14 protein-coding genes are annotated in these 19935 nt (G+C 46.1%); 8 read left to right on the top strand and 6 right to left on the bottom strand.

The genetic code is table 11. The features are described from left to right. Positions 1–118: 118 nt before the first annotated feature. Positions 119–1240, bottom strand: coding sequence for a DUF4179 domain-containing protein (locus ASD24_RS15630; RefSeq protein WP_056697330.1), 1122 nt, complete (start codon positions 1238–1240; stop codon positions 119–121). Continuing rightward, positions 1224–1760, bottom strand: a complete 537-nt coding sequence (locus tag ASD24_RS15625) for a sigma-70 family RNA polymerase sigma factor (RefSeq protein ID WP_056697328.1) — start codon at positions 1758–1760, stop codon at positions 1224–1226. The genes ASD24_RS15630 and ASD24_RS15625 overlap by 17 nt, the downstream gene beginning before the upstream one ends. Before the next feature lie 330 nt (positions 1761–2090). Here ASD24_RS15625 and ASD24_RS15620 point away from each other — a divergent pair, with 330 nt between their 5' ends. From ASD24_RS15620 to ASD24_RS15605, 4 genes are all read left to right on the top strand, one after another. Continuing rightward, entirely contained in the window at positions 2091–2924 is an 834-nt protein-coding gene (locus ASD24_RS15620; protein ID WP_235540609.1) for a PRD domain-containing protein, read from the top strand. 137 nt (positions 2925–3061) lie between these two features. After that, positions 3062–4993, top strand: a complete 1932-nt coding sequence (locus tag ASD24_RS15615) for a beta-glucoside-specific PTS transporter subunit IIABC (protein ID WP_056697325.1) — start codon at positions 3062–3064, stop codon at positions 4991–4993. A 42-nt stretch (positions 4994–5035) separates the two neighbouring features. Then, positions 5036–6493, top strand: coding sequence for a glycoside hydrolase family 1 protein (locus ASD24_RS15610; RefSeq protein ID WP_056697323.1), 1458 nt, complete (start codon positions 5036–5038; stop codon positions 6491–6493). A gap of 6 nt (positions 6494–6499) precedes the next feature. Further along, entirely contained in the window at positions 6500–7465 is a 966-nt protein-coding gene (locus tag ASD24_RS15605; RefSeq protein ID WP_056697321.1) for a 2-keto-3-deoxygluconate permease, read from the top strand. 143 nt (positions 7466–7608) lie between these two features. Here the strand turns inward: ASD24_RS15605 and ASD24_RS15600 are convergent, their stop codons facing one another. After that, positions 7609–8292 carry a type 1 glutamine amidotransferase domain-containing protein gene (locus tag ASD24_RS15600; RefSeq protein ID WP_056697318.1) on the bottom strand — a complete coding sequence of 228 codons (684 nt, stop codon included), beginning with the start codon at positions 8290–8292 and terminating at the stop codon, positions 7609–7611. A 258-nt stretch (positions 8293–8550) separates the two neighbouring features. On the opposite strand from ASD24_RS15600, the gene ASD24_RS15595 reads away from it, so the two are divergent. Together ASD24_RS15595 and ASD24_RS15590 are read left to right on the top strand one after the other, a co-directional pair. Beyond that, entirely contained in the window at positions 8551–9198 is a 648-nt protein-coding gene (locus tag ASD24_RS15595; RefSeq protein WP_056697316.1) for a TetR/AcrR family transcriptional regulator, read from the top strand. Positions 9199–9391: 193 nt separating this feature from the next. After that, a complete protein-coding gene (locus tag ASD24_RS15590) occupies positions 9392–9859 on the top strand; it encodes a hypothetical protein (RefSeq protein ID WP_082560432.1) in 468 nt (155 codons plus the stop codon). A 231-nt stretch (positions 9860–10090) separates the two neighbouring features. Here the strand turns inward: ASD24_RS15590 and ASD24_RS15585 are convergent, their stop codons facing one another. After that, the gene (locus ASD24_RS15585; protein WP_056697306.1) at positions 10091–13117 is read right to left on the bottom strand and encodes a DEAD/DEAH box helicase; all 3027 of its coding nucleotides are present in this window, start codon (positions 13115–13117) and stop codon (positions 10091–10093) included. Beyond that, positions 13114–14886 carry an SWIM zinc finger family protein gene (locus ASD24_RS15580; protein WP_056697303.1) on the bottom strand — a complete coding sequence of 591 codons (1773 nt, stop codon included), beginning with the start codon at positions 14884–14886 and terminating at the stop codon, positions 13114–13116. Before ASD24_RS15580 ends, ASD24_RS15585 begins: the two co-directional genes overlap by 4 nt. Before the next feature lie 282 nt (positions 14887–15168). Between ASD24_RS15580 and ASD24_RS15575 the strand changes: the two genes are divergently transcribed. Continuing rightward, on the top strand, positions 15169–15999 hold the full coding sequence (locus tag ASD24_RS15575; RefSeq protein WP_056697301.1) for an endonuclease/exonuclease/phosphatase family protein: 831 nt from the start codon (positions 15169–15171) through the stop codon (positions 15997–15999). Positions 16000–16115: 116 nt separating this feature from the next. Here the strand turns inward: ASD24_RS15575 and ASD24_RS15570 are convergent, their stop codons facing one another. After that, positions 16116–16937, bottom strand: coding sequence for a methyl-accepting chemotaxis protein (locus ASD24_RS15570; RefSeq protein WP_235540607.1), 822 nt, complete (start codon positions 16935–16937; stop codon positions 16116–16118). Between the two features lie 295 nt (positions 16938–17232). Between ASD24_RS15570 and ASD24_RS15565 the strand changes: the two genes are divergently transcribed. Then, a complete protein-coding gene (locus tag ASD24_RS15565) occupies positions 17233–19569 on the top strand; it encodes a glycoside hydrolase family 88/105 protein (RefSeq protein WP_235540605.1) in 2337 nt (778 codons plus the stop codon). Positions 19570–19935: the final 366 nt, after the last annotated feature.

Here is a 19935-nt window from a genome sequence, read left to right as displayed (position 1 = left end):
ATATGGCACTTCTTTTTTCACCTGAAGCAAGTGACCATGTTTTGCCTACTTGGGAGATTGTGCGCATACTGTCACGAATGGAACAATCCCTCTACTCCTCTACTCTTACGCCCTCAGGTTAATTTAACTCAATTTTCATATCCAACCCTGTGATGAATTGATCGTCCTGAATTTCTTCCGTAAAGTCGTCCTTGATCTCAAAGGGTTTAACCACCAAATATTGAATATCACCAGATGTGCTGGCATAGATACGTTCAGAAGTAAGCTGATTGCCCTCATACAAGCCCTCTCCACTAAGAGCAGTTAGTTGTCGGCCTTGATTATCGTAGATGGCAAAACCGATTTTACGCAATTGCTCCTCTTCTTTTGTCGTGAGCGTGTCTTTGTTGTTTAGTGAGATGCTCGTAGATACGCGTGTAGTGATCGGTGTAACCTCAGCTTCAGTAACAGACACGGTGAATAGTTCATTGGAACGTATGCTATCCGGTTGAACATGTTTAATATCTTGCGTTGATTTTGTAAAAGGAACGTTCAGTTTAAATTCATGGTCAATGCCCTGCAATGTTAATGTGATCTCTGCTTCAAATTGATCAGGTAGTGAGGCAGCGCCTTGATCGGCAGGAATAACCTGTTCGAATAAAAGGGTGTCCGGCTGCGTATTTCCTATGGAACTATAGAAGAGACCGCTATCCTGACTTGCTCCGTTGACTTGGAAAAAGACGTTATCGATTCCGTTACTCAGCTTCACAATATCTTTGCCGTTATCATATTGCCCCTGAACCAAGTTCGGTGCAGTGAAATGAACCAGGAATGCTGCACGAGTGCCGTCGTATACCGTCTCCAGTACTTCCAGCTTCACATCCTCATACGATACTTGGCTGTTCACAGCCTGGGTCAAGCCAGCTTCACCGGCCGTTCTTAGACCCATATCAGCCTCAATCGCACTGAAGAGACTGCCTACTAGCGGAATGTTACGCAAGGAGTCTGCCATGACAGGAGATACAAATCCAGAGGCGAACACCGTCAATCCTAATACTCCAGCTGCAATCGTTGCAGCTACGGTTCGACGCATACCCTCTGGAAGTCGAGTGGAGCGCATCGTTTTTTCTGTTCTATACGTAGAAGGCTCCGGTAATGAGTCCAGTGTGGCGTCAATTCGATTCCGTACGAGTTCAGACATGATGGGGCGCGCTTTCGCTTGATCCTTTAACTCTTGATCGATATTAAATGGGTTTGACATGTATATTGACCTCCCGTAAATTTTTGAATTTCTGATATAACTCCTGTCTTGCCCGAGACAACCTCATCTTGACAGCACTCTCGGAGATATTCAGCGCATCTGCGACCTGACGTAGGGTTAAATCTTCGAAGTAGTGCAATACAATGACCATTCGTTTGGATTCCTCCAGACGATCGACCGCTTCTCTCATATCCACCTCATCATAGGGACTGGAACGTCTCTGATGTGCTTCCGGTACTTCCGCATAGGATGTGGAGAGGGAACGACGGGATAACATGGTGTTGCATTCATTGATGAGTATGCGGAACATCCAGGTTCTGAAATACTGGGCTTCACGCAGCGTGTGCATCGATTTGTAGGCTTTCAGGATCGTTTCCTGAATGGCATCAGCCACATCCTCCTCTTTTCGCAGCATGGATTTTGCCGTATTGTATAGGGAGTTTTCGATTTCTCTAATGAGACTGATAAAGGCATCGCGATCTCCTGCTATAGCCTGATGAACGAGATCGGTTGAATCCATGGATAACAGCTCCTTCCTGGTAGCAGGGATATAAAGACAGCTCCCCGTTTGCTTAACCATGAATTAGACTTGCAGTCAGCATATATGGTCACAATTATTTTCTTATACGGAAAAAAGGGTGCTGTTATATATGACGTACGCATACGGCATGCCCACTTCAACAGCGAAACGATCCAATTTTTCCTAATTTTGAATGATTGACTTTTTTGAAGACAGGCCTATAATAATACATATATACTTAACACGGACTGTTACTGGGAGAGCCAGGCATGACCGAATTCGATTATTTAACTGTAATCGCTTTCGGTCTTTTTTTATTTCAGGCGGGGGGTGAGGGCATTGAAGGTTATTAAAAAGGTAAATAACAACGTGGCAATTGCCATTAATGATAAGAACGAAGAAGTATTCGTTGTAGGTAAGGGTGTAGGGTTTCTGAAAACCCCTTATCAGCTGACGGAGACGGATCTGGTAGAGAAGATTTTCGTGGCACCAAAGAACATCCGTATGTATGACCTGCTGAACAGCATTCCGATTGAAGATATATATCTGGCAGAGGAGATCATCAAGCTAGGCAGTCAGATTTTGAATAAACAATTTAACCCGAACCTGCTTCTCACCCTGTCCGACCATATTAGTTTTGCACTAACCCGGCATCGTGAAGGTGTGCATATCAAGAACCCGTTGAAATGGGAGGTTCGCACCTTATATCCAGATGAGACTCGTGTGGGTGAGGCAGCGCTGAAGCTGATTCAGGAGAAAACGAATGTGGACTTGCCACCGGCTGAGACGACACTGATCGCCCTGCATTTTGTGAATGCACAGGTGGGCTCGGGTGAGATGAGTGATACGACCAAAGTAACGACAGTGACGGGTGAAATTTTATCCGTGATCAAATATGCGCTCAAAATTGACTTTCAGGAAGACTCCATTCATTTCATGAGATTTGCAACACATATAAGGTACTTCATCATGCGACAGATGAGCGGCAAATCGCTGAAGGATGAGAATGAATCACTTTTCCTGATGGTTAAAGAGAAGTTTCCGAAGGAATTGGCTTGTGTTGAGAAAATCGCTGATTTTCTGAGTAACAACTATGGCTGGACCTGCTCTGATGACGAAAAGTTATATCTAATTCTGCATATTCAACGATTAATCTCGAATTAACTAACCGAATAACAACTTATGGACTGTTACTGATTCGATCAGGCATGACCAAGCGTAGGGAATGACGATTCCCCGGCTTGGTCATTTTTTATATACATTTAAAATCATGTTAATTTTCGATGTAGAGGAGAAGGGTCATGAACAACAAAGACTTAGCTAAAAACGTGCTTGATCTTGTTGGTGGGGAACAAAATATCTCGGGTCTGACACATTGTGCAACCCGGTTACGATTTGTATTAAAGGATGATAACAAGGCAGACCTTAAAGCGTTGGATCAGCTCGAGGGTGTGCTTCGCGCGCAGAACTCCGGCGGCCAGGTGCAGATCGTCATTGGTGCCAAAGTGGACGCCGTATACAATGAAGTGAGAAGTTTAACGTCTGACCGCATTGGCGGATCAGAACCATCCGCAGAGAACAGTGGACCGAAGAAAAAACGCAATCCGATCAATGTCGTGCTTGAAACGATCGCGGGTATATTTACGCCTGTATTACCGGCTCTTGTTGGTTGCGGGATGATTAAATGTTTGGCTACCGTTATAGCTGCAATGGGGTATCTAGAAGGTTCCGGCTTTCTGACGATCATTAATATGATCGGTGACTGTATCTTCTACTTCTTGCCATTCTTCCTGGCGGTTAGTGCTGCACATCGCTTCAAAACGAATCCATATCTGGCAGTTGCTCTTGCGGCAGGCCTGATGCATCCAACTATTCTGAACGCAGCATCCCAGATTGCCGAGACCGGTGTGAACAGCATTGATTTCCTCGGTATGCCGATTCTGCTCATGAAATACTCATCATCTGTCATTCCGATCATTCTGGCGGTATGGATTATGAGTTACCTGTATCCACTCGTTAACCGAGTGATTCCTAAGTTCTTGCAGGTCCTGCTTACACCCATGATTGTATTGTTCATTATGGTTCCAGTGGAACTCATCGTGCTTGGCCCAGTAGGATCACATATCGGTGACTGGCTGACCAATGGGATTAACTCACTGTTCTCAACCGCAGGTGTTCTTGCAGGTGCCATTCTCGGGTTCTTCAAACCAATTATGGTTATGTTCGGTATGCACTATGCAATCATGCCCATTCAGGTTCAACAAGTGGCTACACTGGGTGCAACGGTGCTGTTGCCAACTGCACTCGCGGCGAATCTGGCTCAGGCTGGAGCAGCCTTCGGTGTGTTTGTATTGACGAAGAGTAAAACGATGAAATCAGCGGCGGCTTCGAGTGGATTCACCGCTTTGTTCGGGATTACTGAGCCAGCGATCTATGGTGTAACGCTGAAGTACAAACGTCCATTCTTCGCAGGCTGTCTAGCAGCGGGGATAGTCAGTGGTTTCTACAGCCTGGTTCATACCTCAGCTAATGCGATTTCCCTTCCGGGTCTACTGGCATTAGGTACGTACACATCAGATCGTTATATCTATGTCGTGATTGGCTGTATCGCAGCGATTGTTCTCGGTTTTGTGTTTACACTGATGGCTGGCATCAAGGAAAATGTCGAAGGAACTCAATCGAAGCAGCAAGCTACAGATTCGGTGGCAAATATCAGTACTACGGTCGCAACTCCGGCAACTTCCGCACCATCTGTGTCAGAGGCATCCGCTTCTTCAGACATGTTGATCGTAAGTCCCATGACAGGAGAGATCAAACCGATCTCCGAGGTAGAGGATCAGGCTTTTGCACAAGAACTAATGGGTAAAGGCATTGCCGTGATTCCAACAGAGGGTAAAGTTTACGCTCCATTTGATGGTGTTGTTGAAGCACTTTATCGTACCAAACACGCCATTGGTTTGAAGGCGGCGAATGGGGTTGAGATTCTCATTCATATCGGGGTGGATACCGTCAGTCTGAAGGGGAAATATTTTAACGCTCATATTCAACAGGGTCAGGCTATCAAGGCAGGTGATTTGTTGGTGGAATTTGATCCCGAGGGCATTACGGCCGCAGGTTATAACACCATCACGTCTATTGTCGTAACTAATATGCAGCAGTATGGAGATGTTCTAACTACAGCAACCAGTGGTCCAATTCGGGAAAGTGAAGCGCTGATCAAGTTGATCCCATAACATTGTAAATAACTTAACAAAACGTAACAGGAGGAGACTGAAATGACAAATTCCAATTTTCCAAAAGACTTCTTGTGGGGCGGTGCCCTATCGGCCTGTCAGGCTGAAGGTGCATATAACGTAGATGGCAAAACGCTGACCATTCCAGAAGTGATGAAGTTTAATGAGAAGAATGACCGCAAGGTGACTAAGCAGATTCGGGTTAACCGTGAGATGATCGAAGAAGCTAAGAATGACTCGGATGTCGTGAAATATCCGAAGCGCCGGGGGATTGATTTTTACCATAACTTCCGGGAAGATATCGCCTTGTTTGCCGAGATGGGCTTCAAAGTGTTCCGTTATTCCATTGCATGGGCGAGAGTATTTCCTGGTGGTGATGATGCTGCTCCGAACGAAAAGGCGCTAGCATTCTACGATCAGGTCATTGATGAAGTTCTAAAACATGGGATGGAACCTCTGATTACGATTAGCCACTTTGACACACCGATTGTCCTGATGGACAAGTTCGGCGGATGGTATAACCGTAAGTTGGTTGACCTGTATGTGAACTACTGCGACGTGCTGTTCAATCGCTATAAGGGCAAAGTGAAATATTGGGTGACGTTCAACGAGATCAATATGAGTGTTAAAGCTTCGGCCAAGACGCTTGGAATTATTGATTATGATGCTCCTAATTATGAGGAAATGCTGTTCCAAGGCTTGCACCACCAATTTGTAGCCGCGTCCAGAGTGACTAAGATGGCTCATGAGATTGATCCGAATAATCAGATCGGCAGCATGGTGGCTTATTTTACAACGTATCCTTATACCTGTAAGCCGGAGGATGCGCTCCAGATGCAGCAGGATGATCAGATGAAGAACCAGTTCTATCTGGATGTATTAAATAAAGGAGAATATCCTTATTACAGCAAGACGTATTTCAAGAACAAAGGAATTCAGCTCAACATCGAAGACGGCGATCTAGAGGGCATTCGGGCGCATACGGCTGATTTCGTGGGTATGTCGTATTACAATTCGATGATATCCAGCAGTGATACCGAGCAGCTCGAATTAACAGCAGGTAACGTGCACAGTGTGTACAAAAATCCACATCTGCCTGCGAACGAATGGGGCTGGCAGATTGATCCGATTGGTCTTCGCTATACGCTCAATCTGGTCTATGACCGGTATCAGAAGCCTGTCTTCATTCTAGAGAACAGCTCAGGTTTTTACGATAAACTGAATGATGACGGAACGATTAACGATCCATACCGCATTGATTTTCTGAGCAAGCATATCGAACAGATGGGACTCGCTATTGCAGATGGGGTTGAGGTGCTGGGTTACACGATGTGGGGGCCAATCGACATGATTAGTTCAGGTACGTCTGAGATGAGCAAACGGTATGGATTTATCTATGTGGATCAGGACGACTACGGCAACGGTACGCTAAAAAGATATCGGAAGGATTCCTTCTTCTGGTATCAGAATGTGATCCGTACCAACGGAGCAGAACTGTAACCTCCCATGAATATTTTGGGTCGTATTAAGAAAATTCCGGGCGGCTTACTTATCGTTCCTATGATGCTTGCTGCTATAATCAACACGGTGTTCCCATCATTCTTTCAGATTGGCGATCCCACCACAGCACTGTTCACGTCCAAAGGCACCATGGTGCTCATTGGCATGATTTTGCTGGTATCAGGCACACAGTTGAACCTATCACAGCTTCTGGTGACCTTAAAAAGAGCAGGCGTGCTCTGTGCCTCGCGGATTATCATCAGTGTGTTGTTTGGCTGGGCATTCGTACACTTCTTCGGAATCAGTGGCGTTGGCGGCGTATCTGCGGTAGCCTTCATTGCTGTCCTGACCAGCTGTAATCCGGGATTATATCTGGCTTTGATGAACACATACGGAGATGATGTAGATCGTGCCGCGTTTGGCATTCTGAATCTAATCGCTGTTCCGGTTATTCCGGTCATGATATTGAATTCGGCGAGCGGAGTCGGTATAGATCTGCTCAGTGTGCTGGCTACACTGGTACCTTTTCTCATTGGCATTTTGCTTGGTAATCTGGACGCTAATATTCAGAAGATGTTCGCGCCGGGAACACTGATTCTGTTGCCTTTCCTGGGTACAAGCTTCGGGTCCAATATTGATCTTGGCATTGCATTCCAGTCCAGTCTGTCCGGCTTGCTGGTCACGGTGTTGTTTATGCTGATCTGTATGCTTCCGCTCATTGGAGTTGATCGGACAATCTTGAAACGACCGGGTTATGCTGCTGCTGCAACATGCTCGGTTGCTGGACTATCCATGGTTGTACCGTCAATGGCAGCAGAATTCAATCCGGCATATGCACCGTATGTGGACATAGCCATCGCTCAGGTCGCGTTTGCCGTGATCCTGACCTCGTTGACTGTTCCTTATATTGTGAAGCGATTGGCAGGAGCAGGAGTGAAGGCTTCGATAGCGGCGATTAAATCGAGCGATTAAATAAAAGCCAATAATTCAAGTTTATAAAATGAAACAGCACGTTATCCGTCTTGAGAAGACGGGCAACGTGCTGTTTGTCATTGGTTCATCTATATCAACTCATGGGGGAGATGAAGGTAAAGTATCGTTTTAAGACCTCAGATTTACAGGCCCAGCAATTCTTTGACGCTTTCGCCTACAGCTTTGCTGGATTGCGGGTTTTGACTCGTAACTAGGCGGCCGTCAGTAGTAACATAAGAGCTGAATGCAGCAGCTTTTTCGTAACGACCTGCACGTTCTCTCAGTGCATCTTCCAGAAGGAACGGAACGTAGTCGGTTTGTTGCACTAGCGCTTCCTCTTCATTGGTGAAGCCGGATACCGTTTTGTCCTTGATCAACAGCAAGCCATTGGACAGCTTCACGTTAAGCAAGGCTGTGACACCGTGGCACACGCCGGATACAACGCCGCCTTTTTCATAGATTTCACGAGAAAGCTCTTGCAGCTCAGCATTATCTGGGAAATCCCACATCGTACCATGTCCACCTGTGAAGTAGATCGCGTCATAGTCACTAGCTTTCACGTCGCTTGGCTTCAACGTATTTTTTAATTTGTTCATGAATGCTTCGTTCTCATAATAGGCTTTGGTACTTTCATCTAGCGAATCACCCAGACTTTTCGGATCGAGAGGTACATTGCCGCCGAGTGGGCTGACCAGGTCGATCTGAACATTGTCATTATGGTCGAATTCTTCAATAAAGTGAGTTGCTTCGCTCAGCCACAAGCCGGTAGGCTCATCCTTTGTTGCATATTTATCTACATTGGTCAGGACAACTAATATTTTTTTCATAAAGAAAACCTCCAGTGTAATTTGCAGTTATTTAAGTTGTGTAAAATATAATTTTGTAAAATTAATTGACCTAAATATAGCACAACCAAATTTCAAAGTAAACTAAAATGTCCAAAATAGTTTAGTTAGTACAATATATCTATTTCGTCTTCCGTGCTATACTTTATATATCGCCTATTTTGTGCACCGTGAATCAGTTGCTATTGGAGCAATAACAACAGGGATAGGAAATTGAATGTATATAGAGGAGGGCACTCCATGAAACGACTGGAGAACTCGCAGAAATTTTTGACCAAGATGATTCCCGTGCTACGTACAACACCCATCAGTTCGCTTCGAATGGATGACGTGGCCAGACATATGGATATTAGCAAGGCAACATTATATAAATACTTCTCTTCCAAAGAGGAAATTATCCAGAATATTTTGGAGGACTATATCGAAGAAATTCATGATTCCAGAGCTATGATGAAGGATGACTCGATCCCATTCGAACGTCGCTTCCAGATTGCGTATCAACATTCCATCTCGCATGTGTTATATCTGCCTGAATTTTTCTGGAGTGATGTGAGAAAGCTGTATCCTCCTATTTTTGAGGGGTTCTCGACTGCATTACGTCATCATAGTGAGCAGTTATGTCACTTTTTTGAAGAGGGGATGGAGCGTGGAGTATTTAATCGAATTAATCCCATTCTGTACATGATCCAGGATGAGGCAGTCATTCGCCGAGTGGCTGAGCCAACCTTCTCAATTACGTATGATATGACCATTCGTCAGGCGCTGTATGATTTTTATCTAATGAAGAAGAACCAGTTATTGAATCAAGAGCTCATTGCGTCTCTCGATGATCAGCCTGTAAAAGCACATATTCAAGAGTTGATTCAACAGCTATCACGAACGATGTAAGGCCAGGACTTTGGTAACCAATTGGGTTGAAATATATCTGAAAATGTAAGTGCAGGATGGTTACGGGATAGGTTGAACCCAACATTTCAAATTTAAAATGAAATGGATTGTACAACTAGGTCTTTTGATATAGAATATCGAAGAAAACCGTACCATATTGGTACATATTACATATCCAATCGGAGGACAACAGATGAAACGGACTGGCAAATTCTTCACTTCGACAATGGTTGCTGCTATTGCAGCAGTATCGATCGTTGGCTCGGCTTCAGCGAGTGCAATCATTAACTCGAACATCTCGTCGGGCATTAATGCGATCGACATCAGCAAAATGGACATCGAAACTGCGCTGATGATGGTTCAGCAAGAGCGTACTAGATTATTGGATACCCAATTGCAGACGCAAATTCAAGAAGTACAGAATCGGTATCAACAGATTACAGAATTGAACGCGCAATTACAGGCAGCGCAACAAAATGGTGATGAGGCTTTGGCTCAGCAGCTGAAGAACCAAATTGATGCAATAAGCAATACACAGCAAATGGACATGCTTCGTTTGCAATCCTTGTCGAATAAGCGGAATGAAGCTTTTGATCTGATGACCAATTTCGTTAAGAAAATGCAAGATTCCAGATCCTCCATCATCGGTAACATGCGTTAAGCTAGAAGCGTACCAGCAATAATATCTGTAGCTAGATGGGGTAGAGAATTCACAGCTCCGTTTTGGTTATAATCCAAAAGAGCGAAGACGGAATGGAATTCCGTGCTTCGCTCTTTTTTGGGATATATTCACGATGATAAATGCTACCTCTTCACAGGTTTCGTCAAGCTGAAGCTATATAAGTCCTACATTTCATCGTCTGATGTGAAAAGAAATGAACATAGCGATAGGTTATCCTGACCAGTCCCGCCGGCGAGTGAATAGATCTGTCAGCTCATCTGTCGAGAGCTCTGTTATCCAGTTCTCGGAGCTAGTAATGATATTGTCGCTAAGCTGCTGCTTGCTCTCGAGCATCTCGTCGATCCGCTCCTCAAGTGTGCCCAGGGAGATAAACTTGTGCACTTGAACATCCTTGGTCTGACCCATTCGGTAAGCTCGGTCAGTGGCTTGGTTCTCAACGGCAGGGTTCCACCAGCGGTCAAAATGGAATACATGATTGGCCGCCGTCAGATTAAGACCCACACCGCCGGCTTTAATCGAAAGAATAAAGACAGATGGTTGTTCTGCTGCAGGAAGTGTCCGTGACTGAAACTGATCGATCATGCGATCTCGTCCTGTTTTGGAAGTCCCGCCATGCAGATACAACACCGGTTCCTGTAGTTCTTGTTGCAGCACCTGTTGTAGCATCTGCCCCATACCAATGTACTGAGTAAAGATAAGGCAGCGTTCACCCTCTTCTCGCAGTTCACGGACAAGCTCCATCAACCGTTCCAGCTTAGCAGATCGGCTAATGAGCATTGCCATGTCTTGTGGGCTGTACACGTCATACGTTGCACCTGAGTCCTCCGATGTCACGGTCTCTGGAAGAGCTTCCTTGGTCAGCAGTAATGGATGATCACAGAGCTGCTTCAATTGCGTCAGCGCAGAGAGGATCGCACCTTTACGCTTAATGCCTTCCAGCTCTTTCATCTTATCCATCAGGGCTTGAACGGATTGGTCGTATAGAGCACTTTGTTCACCGGTAAGGTGAATGTAGGTTTTCATCTCGTTTTTGTCCGGCAGATCAAGCTGGATATTCGGATCCTTTTTCTTGCGGCGCAGCATGAACGGTTTCACTAATTGCTGTAGATCCTGCATACGCTGCTCATCCTTATCCTTCTCAATGGCACTAATGAACCGGGTCTGGAATGCTCGTGCACTGCCCAGATAACCCGGATTAATAAAGTCATAGATCGACCATAGCTCAGCCAATCGATTCTCGATTGGTGTACCCGTCAGTGCAATGCGGTGCTTCGCAGGGAAACTGCGGACGGCCATAGATTGCTTCGTTTGGGCATTTTTAATATTCTGTGCTTCGTCGAGGCAGATGGATGCCCAGGTATAAGACTGCAACATCTCCTGATCAAGCGTTGCTGTTGCATAGGATGTAATAATGATATCCACCTGCTCTGTAGCTGAGCGGAATGCTTCTTCACTAAGCCGTTTGGCTCCATAATGCAGCATCACGTTTATGGAAGGTGCGAATCGGCTAATCTCTTTCTGCCAGTTGCCCAGTACGGACGTTGGACAGATGAGAAGTGCTGGCGCTTGTCCTGGGGAACGTGGTTCATTTTCCTTCAGATGCAGCAGATATGTGATGAACTGGATCGTCTTACCGAGTCCCATATCATCGGCAAGACAAGCACCGAGTCCGAACCGGCGTAGGAATCCAAGCCATGCAAAGCCTTCTTTTTGATAGGAACGAAGCTCAGCCTGTAGCCCTTCCGGAATAGGTAGGGAAGGTGCACCACCTTGTCCGCCTCCGAGCTGTGCGATCACCCGGTGTAGATGTTCATTCAGTTCTACCTCCAGCTGAATGTTCTCATTCGCCTGAGGTTGCTCTTCTTCCTCAGCTTGCTGTCCTTCCTTCCATTTCTGATTGCGATATTCACGTTGTTCATTGTGCAACAGATGCAGGTGCAGAATATCTTGGAAAGAAAGACCTTGCTCCCGATCCACGCCGCCCATCGCTCTTCGAATCTGCTCAAGTAGAGCAGGGTCTAGAGGAACCCATTCTCCGCGAAAACGAACGAGCCGTTCATTACGAGCCACTAGATCAGCGAATTCCTCTTCCGTCAGATCTGAGTCGCCAATAGCTATGCGCCAGTCAAAATGAATGATGGAGTCCAGTCCGAAGAAGGACTGTCCGCGTTCACTGCCTTCCTCCGGCTTAACCTTCGCACGCAGCTTCGGTTTTTTCTTCCGCGCAGCTTCCCACCAGCCAGGCAGCAATACTTGCCAACCCGACTCCAGCAGTCGCCCGCTGTCAATTGTGAGGAACTGCCACGCCTCTTGATCTCCTAGCGGATCGCTGAGTACATCACGGCTACCACTGACCTCACGGCTAATGCGTGGAAGGTGTGCCCGCAATTGTTCCAGCCACGCGGCAGATCGATCTAGAATGAAGGCTGTCCAGCCCTCAGGCCATTCCCCCTCAAGCCGGCCGCGCGAATCCAGTCGAACTGGAATTAGTGAAGCGGCATCCAGCTTGTTTTGCAGCACCAATCGTAATCGCCATGAAGGCTCATCATCGTCTGGCTCCAGCAATTGCAGAAGTGGCCGGAAGGGTGCGGCATCTGCTTTCCAGCCGATAGAGACGAGCCATGATTGAGCATCCATGCCAAATGTTCGCGGAGGTTCTCCACTTTGCGGGAATAGCTGCGGGAACTCGCGTCTCAGATCTGTGGCTGCTTCCTCCGTGCTGTACCATCGCTGGAATACAGAAGCGGAGTAGGCAGCACCTAGACCTTCGGTATAGCTCTCATCGGTTTGTTCGATGGCTTTGCTCAGCGCGGCCCGGTCCTGTTGCTTCAAGCGGTCTGAATCCCAGATCCATTGCAGTTGCCCCGCGCGATGAGCCGCAAAACTAGGAATATATTTACGATCTTCAATCGTGGAAGCCAGCACTGGAGCAAGCTGAATCAGATGGGCAGCCTGCTCATCCCATCTCCATTCAATATGCAGTAAGGTGTGCATGTCTGCGAAGAAAGGAATCACTTCTTCTGCGGGCAGCACTACAAGTTCAATGTCCTCAAGCTGGCGGATTTCGAGCTCCGTACCATAGAACGAAGGAGCATGCCAAGCGAACAACCGTTGCTTGAGTGATTGACCGGATACAAAGTGGTGGGTATTGAGTGCACCATAGAACAAGGCATCTCCATATCCCGTAAGGGCAACGTGAACTTCAATGGTTTCGGTGTAAGGATGGTTAAGGCTCATGAGATTAATTTACCTTTCCGAAGCTCTTCCTGCAGAGCACGCAGTCTGCTATTACGAACTGCGAGAGCCGTGATAAACTGCTCCCAGCGTTCTTCTTGCTTCAATTTTTTGTATAGTTTCGCCAGTCGCTTTAACAACTTAACCGCTGCTTTATACCCGTCTCTGTTTTTGTGTCCGATATAACGTTCGACGGCTTGATGGTAGAAAGGTAGCAGCAGTTCGGGTGCATCTTTCTCGATGGGTTGAAGTACTGCGACACGGAATTCGAGTGGCTCCGCCCCCGTACTAAGTTGAAAATCGATCCAACGCCGCCACTGGCTGCGACGATGAAGAGCATCCTCATAGGCAGGCCGAGAATGGGGCAACATGCTAACAAGCGTATTCCACATCGTATCTTCTGTTTCGGGAAGCTCCTGAATAACGGTGTCCCACAATCGCATGTAATCATGCAATGGGTCATTGCGCCGATTCGCAAGCAACGGTCCGAGCTCTGCCAGCCAATGTCCGAGCCTATTCCAATCCAGTTGTTCCACCAGGACGTGCAGATAGTGCAGTACATGCTCTGGTGGAATGCCATAGGCTGAGCTTCCGCTCGTTAAGATCTGCCAAGCTTCGGAATCCCGTTTCAGGTGAAAGTATATCCAGCCCTGTGCCAACACCAAAGGGAGTGGAAGCGTGGAGGGTCTTCTATTAGATGTGCTGGTTCCTGTGCCTGAACTGCTAGGGTTCATATTCAGCACACTTCCAGTGGTTGTTTTAGTAGAAACGGAGTCATCACTTAATTTATGTTCAATGTCGCGTAGAGCTGTTAGTTCGGCTTCTAGCTCGTCTTGTCGGTGTAGAAGAGGCACAAGCCAGTTTAACCACAAGTCGCGATAAATGGATGTAAATGCCATGATGCTGGACGTTTCGGACATCATCTGCTTCCGAAGATAGGTCACCGTTTCCTCAAGCCGTTTCCAATGCTCTGCGTATTGCTCGTCATTCAGATTGGATAGGTCAAGTGGGCTATTTAGCTCTTGTTCTATGCTTCTCTGAAGGGCATCTACAGCAAGCTGCGCAGGATAACTAAGGTATACAGGCGAATTGGTGTTCGGATTACGGCCAGGAATACAGAAGCGCATAAGGTACATATGCACGTGTAGGTCGAAGATTTGATCCATGCCTAAAGATAGCTTGGGTTTGATGGCATAGAGCTCATCGGTTGCAGCCTGTATATAGCTTGTACTTGCTGTTCCTGTTCCCAGGCGGTTGAGACAGCTCCGAAACAGCTTATGCCATTCCGGAATAGGTAGCTGAGCAAGATCCATAGCTTGTTCCTTCATTTGGCTATATGAGTTGTCTGGGATTTCAAGCTCCTGTACATGAGTTTCAGAATCCGAGCGTACCGATGATATAGCAGAGGTAGGCTTCACCGATTGTTTCAGAGCAGTGCTCGAATGGGCGTTCACAATGGCATGGACAGGACGCCCTATGCTTTCAGCGTAACTCATAAGAACAGCGATCATATGTTTACAAGGGGAGTGTACCGGGCAAGGGCAGTAGCTTGTAGGTAAGGACTGCATACTCAGCAGCACTTCATATTCCTCTGTACCTTGTACCATCGCATGGATGCCTTGCTGCGCCGTAAATGTTATTGCTCCAACACGTTTCTGTTTATAATATTGGAATCCGCGCATAATGGTCAGGTTATCGAAATGATCCGCAATTTCACGAATCAATTGTTGCCACTGTGCATCATCCATGATCATTTCATTGGGTATGTTCATCATTCCATCTCCTGGAGAAATCATAGGTTCATCATTCAACGCGTTCTGACGTTAAAGGTGTGAATTTAATGTATATATCATATCAGTTATAGGACAATCCGTGCAGGAGTTCTGTGAATGAAACAAATTTTTGGTGGACTTATGTCTCCATGAAGACAAGTTCATCGTAGCCATATGTATGCGAAATGTGCGTGTATTGTGTATGCTTAGGGTATGTATTCTACTGAGGAACCATGCAAGAACAGGCGAGACCTAACATTAAAATCAGGCAGGAGAGAGTTTATGAAAATACTTACCTTAAACGCCCACGCTTGGGCAGAAGAAGATCAACTGAACAAGATCAGCCAACTGGCTGATTTTATTAATACACATCAATTCGACATCATCTCCATGCAGGAGGTCAACCAATCGATTCAGGAAGAGGCGTTAACTACGGCAGAGCTGGAACACTACTTTGCCACAGATTCAGACACGGTAGTCAAAAAAGACAATTATGCTTATGTGCTACTAACACAATTATCTGAAAAGTATTACTGGACCTGGGTTCCTACCCATGTCGGATTCCGCAGATATGATGAAGGACTGGCGATTCTAAGCCGAACGCCAATTACACAGGCATTTGGGGAATATGTATCCCACATGCGGGATTACAACAACTACCGAACACGCAAAATCGTCGGAATCCAGACGGTGGCGGATGGTGAAGAGGCATGGTTCGTGAATGGACATTATAACTGGTGGGATGACGAGCAGGAGCCTTTCAAGGGGCAATGGGATCTAACCGAGAGCAAACTTGCGCCGTATATGAAAGAACCTTTATATATGATGGGAGATTTTAATAATGTAGCCGAGATACGTGGACAAGGGTATGACTATATGATGAGTCATGGCTGGCATGATCTCTATACGACAGCAGCGCAGAAGGATGATGGCGCAACCGTTGTCAAAGCCATTGCTGGATGGGCGAATAACAGTCAGCCACTGCGCATTGATTATATTTTCTCGAATCGTCCTGTTCAGGCGAAGTCTTCAACGGTTGTTCTTAATGGCAAGAATGGGCCTGTTGTATCTGACCACTATGGTGTGGCTGTCGAAATTGAAATGAATACCTAAATTGAATCAAGCGAAAGCCTCCGCTGACTTCCAAATAAGGAATGAGGGCGGAGGCTTTTTGGTATTTAAACATATGTACGTAACCTTCAAGAAAATCCTACATGTCGGAACTCGGGTTATTCGAGCGACAACATCTTATGCACGAACGTTTTGAGATTGGCACTGGTGTGGCTCAGCTTATCAATACTTTCCATGAACTCACTTACGAGCTGTGCTTGATCTACCGTTGCTGTCGTAATCTGACCAATCTCTTGTTCCATATGTTTCATGGACTGCTGAACACTACCGAGGGAGGTTTCAATATCAGCCGCCGCTTGTTTCGTATGATCGGACAGTTTGCGTACTTCGCTCGCAACAACTCCGAAGCCACTCCCCAGATCACCTACGCGAGCAGCTTCAATCATAGCATTCAAGCCGAGCAGGTTCGTTTGTTCAGATACTTCACGAATCACGTTGGTTACTTTGGTTACACTGACCGAGTTCTCTACCGCTTGCTTGGAGTTGCGCAGAATTTCTTCTGATGTCGCGGATAGTTCTTCTGAGTGTGCTGCGATCTGTTGAATGCCACCAACGAGGGCGTTAATCGTGCTTTCATTTTCAGTAATTAGTGACTCTAGCGTAATGTGGTTATCCAGTGCATAGTTTACACCGAGGATACCTACAACCTGATCATTCTCTTTAATGGGAATGAGAATCGCGTCGAACGGTCTACCTTGCAGATCACCAGGCATCCGTGCCACGGTACGTGTATCTTTGTTAACTAACATTTTGAAATTCTTATAATCATCATGCAGCTCATCGCCGACTTTCACACCAATATCCAGACTTTTTGCTTCGGAAAAGTATAAAACTTTCTCATGATCATTAATAGAGATGGATACATCATCACGAAACATTTGACTGACAAAAGGCATTGCATTTACCAAAGATTCAAGCATATTCAAATTTCATCTTTCCTTTCCAATACAAAAAGTGGAATTTCCAGTCTAATACCTATATCGGCAAGGCATTCCTTTTTTTAAACCATTGTTTAAATATTTATAGAAAGTAATATTGTAAGCGCAAACAAAAATCTGTAGCCATGAGCAAACATGTCAGGTATACTGGGGTTAATATTCAACTACCACCAAACGAAAAAGCAATCTAATGTATCCATAATCAAGGGGATATCCTACTTAGGTTAAGCGCTATACTTAGCGTGTTATTCCCCTAGCATACTTATTATTTTACTCCATGGGAGAGGAAAGTGGGCATTTCATGACAACCTATTTCAGTGAACCACAGAGCATGTACTATCGTTTCGGGGATGATCAGGATCAGGTATTGAAGGTGCTGGCTGAGCGATATATCGGAGCCAATGCCCAAGCTGATTTCGTATATCGTTTATTTCAGAAGTCGGGCATTATGCAGAATGACAAAGGCTTGTATGATCTGAATTTAGGTAAACGCTTTCCAGAAGCTGAGAAAGGGCAGACGGTTTACGCTGCAGCGCTCGTCTGGGGAGATGAAGACCGTAATCTGGATGTGCTGATCCGGTGTTATGGCCCCGTACGGTTTTATTTTAATGATCAACTCGTGTACCGCTCTACCGTTATAGATGAAATTACCCCAGACGCAACGGTGAAATTGGGAATTGATATTAAACCAGGTTGGAATACGTTGTTGTTACAAATGAGCTGCACTCCTGCTGGTTTTGGGTGTCAATTCGGATCTGACGAGGGTAAGGTTCGGATTCTGAATGTACTTTCTCCTTTTGAAGAAAGACTGGGGCAGGCAGGCTGGGTATATTCCAATCTCTCTAACCAAGATATCTCGTTAACACTCCATCCATCCGGTGGTGGGCAAACTGCGCTGAATTTAATAGGAAAAGAACAGGATACGGGGCTGACGTGGTTCCCTAACCCAGAGTGGTCTGAAGCACAACAAGCTGTGCCTACTCTGGAGCGTATATATGGACATCTCCCAGGCCATAAGGTATATGCAAGAACTCATCTGAACAACAGCGATGTGACAGGAGCGAAGGTTCAATTATCTGGAACCTGCTCTGGTCCGATTCAAGTGTGGTACCAAGGTGAGGAAGTGATCCGGCTCTCCGAAGCAGGTTCATTTACGGAGGAAGTGGATGCTTCCTTTGGACGGAGCGAATTGTTGGTGTGCAGTGAATGTAGCGATGCTGAGACGCCATGGCAATTTACATTAACTGCCTCGGTAAATGGCAAAGAATTAAAGTTCGAACTGCCGCAGCGCGTACACGGTGTATCTGGAGAATCATGGTTATATGCTGGGCCGTTCAAGGCTGGAGCTGAACCAGCGGCGCAGGATATGAACCGATTCGATCGGGTCTATGCTACGGGAACAACGGAGCCATCGCCATCCCATCCTTCATCAGAGGAGAAGACGTATTGGCGGCTGGATCTTCCAGATGCTTGGGTACGTCCGTACTATGAGAATGCGATGCTTAGCAATAAGTGGACGGTAGGTAGCGTGACCAACTATGGGCGTTGGGATTATCCACTTGGTGTAACCGTGTATGGCTTGTTACAGGCTGGCCGTCATTTACGGCGACCGGATATTACGCGGTATGCGGCTGAACATGTTCGGACATGTACTCGGATGTATGAATATTCGTTGTGGGATCGGGAGCAGTACGGATTCCCGGCAGTGAACCAACAGCTGGTGATGCTCAAGATGTTGGACAATTGTGGTTCGTTTGGCTCAGCTATGCTGGAAGCATATTCAGAGCATCAGGAGCCGACAGCTTTGCCGATTGCTGCACGGATTGCTGATTTTATGTTATCTCGATTGGAACGCCAAGAGGATGGTGCTTTTTACCGCGAGTGTACTGGGGAATATGCCGAGAACACGATGTGGGCGGACGATCTGTATATGAGTACACCGTTTCTGGTTCGTTATGCCCGCTTGACGGGAAATACAGCAGCTCTGGATGAGGCGGCGAGACAGTTCTTGTTATACCGAAAGTATCTATTTATGTCTGATTACAAAATCATGTCCCATGTCTATGACTTCAAATATGGGCAAGCCACACGAGTACCGTGGGGGCGGGGAAATGGTTGGACACTATTCTCGTTAACGGAGGTGCTGGAGGCTCTTCCTGAAGGGCATGCGGATTGCCCAGCTTTGATTGATTTTTATAATGAACTATGTGAGGGGTATGCTGCACTTCAAGATCCGAGCGGGTTATGGCACCAGGTATTGAATGATGCAGATACGTATCTGGAGGCATCGTGTACAGCTATGTTTACCTACGGATTTTCCCGGGGTGTTCGATTCGGATGGTTCCGTCATCCTGAACGTTATATTGTGGCGGCGGAGCAGGCATGGAGTGGGTTAACGAAGTATGCGATTGACCGTCAAGGTAATGTACATGGGGTATGTAGTGGATCGAGATACGCATTCACAGCAGAGTATTACAACAAGGATCTCCTGACAGTCACCAACGACAACCATGGTATTGGAATTATGATGCTTGCGGGTACAGAGTTAGCGCGAATGAAAGAGCATTTGAGTCAATCTGCTGCGAGTCAGACGAAGACCGCACTGCATTCCTAGTTTGTTGATGTGATACGTCCTATGCATCTATGCTTGTTATCTCAGTTTATGCGCTCCGTGTAGCTGTATATGTTCTGTGTAGCCTGGTTACGGATTCTCTATTGGAGATCGGTGATCGGGCTATTTTTATAAAATAATTGACAAATTGTTCCATGAGTTGATATGATGCTTCCAACACGATTTAGATTTATAAATCGATTTAAACGCTGATTTAATTACTATATAGATTGACTAGACATTTACACAAGAACGAAGAGGACGGAAATAACGTGAAGAAGCGGAGCGTTCGCCTTTATCCCCGGATTTCCCCCTTTGGAAAAGAGAATCAGAAAAATCTGGGGATAACAGCGATCGGAAGGTTGTTCT

Source organism: Paenibacillus sp. Root52 (assembly GCF_001426865.1).
GTDB lineage: Bacteria > Bacillota > Bacilli > Paenibacillales > Paenibacillaceae > Paenibacillus.
Note: the sequence above shows the minus strand (reverse complement) of the source record. Positions and strands in the feature narration are given on the sequence as shown.